General features: G+C 60.2%; 4 protein-coding genes. 1 reads left to right on the forward strand and 3 read right to left on the reverse strand.

Annotated elements, in window-relative coordinates; all coding sequences use genetic code 11:
* The coding region (locus tag E4K64_RS39685; protein ID WP_135167630.1) for an IS630 family transposase at positions 1-703 on the reverse strand (703 nt) is incomplete at its 3' end.
* On the opposite strand from E4K64_RS39685, the gene E4K64_RS39690 reads away from it, so the two are divergent.
* Entirely contained in the window at positions 671-1,003 is a 333-nt protein-coding gene (locus E4K64_RS39690) for a LexA family protein (protein ID WP_347338667.1), read from the forward strand. The genes E4K64_RS39685 and E4K64_RS39690 overlap by 33 nt on opposite strands.
* Before the next feature lie 207 nt (positions 1,004-1,210).
* Here E4K64_RS39690 and E4K64_RS39695 read toward each other — a convergent pair whose 3' ends face one another.
* Both E4K64_RS39695 and E4K64_RS39700 read right to left on the reverse strand, forming a co-directional pair.
* Positions 1,211-1,636 carry a response regulator transcription factor gene (locus tag E4K64_RS39695; RefSeq protein WP_135167632.1) on the reverse strand — a complete coding sequence of 142 codons (426 nt, stop codon included), beginning with the start codon at positions 1,634-1,636 and terminating at the stop codon, positions 1,211-1,213.
* A 46-nt stretch (positions 1,637-1,682) separates the two neighbouring features.
* Positions 1,683-1,857: LuxR C-terminal-related transcriptional regulator (locus E4K64_RS39700; RefSeq protein WP_235884906.1), on the reverse strand; the 175-nt coding region annotated here is incomplete at its 5' end.

The following is a 1,857-nucleotide window of genomic DNA, read 5'->3' on the forward strand; positions in this document are numbered from 1 at the left end:
TGACCTTGCGCCAGGGGCGATGCACGTCGAGCAGGACGAAGAGGTTGACGGTGCCATTGCGCCGATACTCGTAATCGTAACGTTCGAGCCGGCCGGGCTCGGCGGGGATCGGCTGACGTGCCTCGCCGATGAGCTGCACCGGGCTTTCATCGAAGCACACCACCGGGTGCTCGGGGTCGGGCGCCTCGGCGTAGAGATCGAGCACGTCTTCCATGCGGGCGACGTATTCGCCGTCGACCAGCGGAATGCACCACATGTCTTTGCGCCAGGGTTTGAGACCATTTTCGGCCAGACGCCGTCGAACCGTCTCGCGAGACAGGCTCTTGTGCTCGGTGAGCTTGACCATCGCACCTGCCAGCAGCTTGAGCGTCCAGCGGGCGCGGCCCTTGGGCGGACCGGCACAGGCGGTCGCCACCAGTAGAGCTTCTTCCTTGCCCGAGAGTTTGCGCTCCGCTCCGGGGCGTGGCTCTTCGCTCAGCGCCCGCTCCAGATTGCCCTCCACGAAGCGTCGCTTGGTCCGGTACACTGTCGAGCCGCCCACACCAACGCTCCTGGCGATCTCTTCGTCGCTGGCCCCGGCATCGGCAGCCAGCAAAATCTGGGCCCGCTTGAGCTTGCGAGACGCATGCTTGCCACCGCCCAGCAGCGTCTTGAGCTCGGTGCGCTCGACTTGGCTCAGTTCGACCCGATAGCGTACATTCATGCTGGCCTCCTTGATCGAGGCGAGCACGAACAACTGAATCGGATGGCCGGCGTGAGTCCTTCGGCAAAAACCTTCACGCCCAAACAGGGGCAGTACCTTGCCTTCATCCACCTCTATACGCGGCTGCACCGCAGGCTCCCGGCGGAAACCGACATGCAGGAATATTTTCGCATCAGCCCGCCCTCATTTCACCAAATGGTGCTGACGCTGGAACGCGCCGGCCTCATCAGACGGCAGCCAACGACGCCTCGCAGCATCGAGGTTCTCGTCGATCCCAAAAGCCTGCCGGAGCTAGTCTGACCGCCCCAGATCCAACCAGTCAAAATCACTGTGCAGAGCCACTAGCCGCCCGGTGAGAGTCGGTAAAGCATGGACAGGGCAACAATTCGCCTCTCGTTCGCCGTTTAGAGCAACTAGCGTGTTTGACTCCGAAGAGGTTGATCGGTGGCGAGATCGACGCGTGGAGCGTTTAGATCGCACATCAATTCAAGCCGCATGTTGATTGCATCAGATGCCGCCTCGGCCGTCATACGCGTTCAGCGCGGTGTCGAGGCACTCGATTAACGCTTGTCCGGCAAAGGGTTTGGCGAGGAAGCCAATCGCTCCGGCACCCAGCGCTGACGAGCGCACGCGGTCGTTGGGGAAAGCGGTAATGAAAATGAATGGTGCGTCGTAACCCCGTGTCCGCATCTCTGCCATCAGCTCCAGGCCGCTCATAGGCGACATCTGCATATCGGTAATGACACAGGATGTCTCGTCCAATTGCGGGGACCTCAGGAGTTCCTCGGCCGACGCAAATATTTGGGCGATGTAGCCACGCGATTTCAAAAGATTCTCTGTCGCCGCACGGACTGACGCGTCGTCGTCAACGACGGAAATCAAAGGCGTGGACAAGACGAGCCCTCCTGGAGCGGAAATAGCGGCTGCAAGCATTAGCCACCTTGCGCGAAAAGTGGGCTCGACTGATGAAATTGTAAAATCATACTTGGGTTTGTTCAGGACGATTAGTGCGAACTCCCAGCGTCTCAGTCATTCTGATCAAGTCGGCCAGCGAGCGTGCACGCATCTTTTTCATTACGTGTCCCCGGTAGATCTTGACCGTAATCTCGGCGAGCCCAAGCTCGGCGGCGACCTGCTTGTTCATCAGGCCGGCA

It is taken from the genome of Bradyrhizobium frederickii, assembly GCF_004570865.1.
GTDB lineage: Bacteria > Pseudomonadota > Alphaproteobacteria > Rhizobiales > Xanthobacteraceae > Bradyrhizobium > Bradyrhizobium frederickii.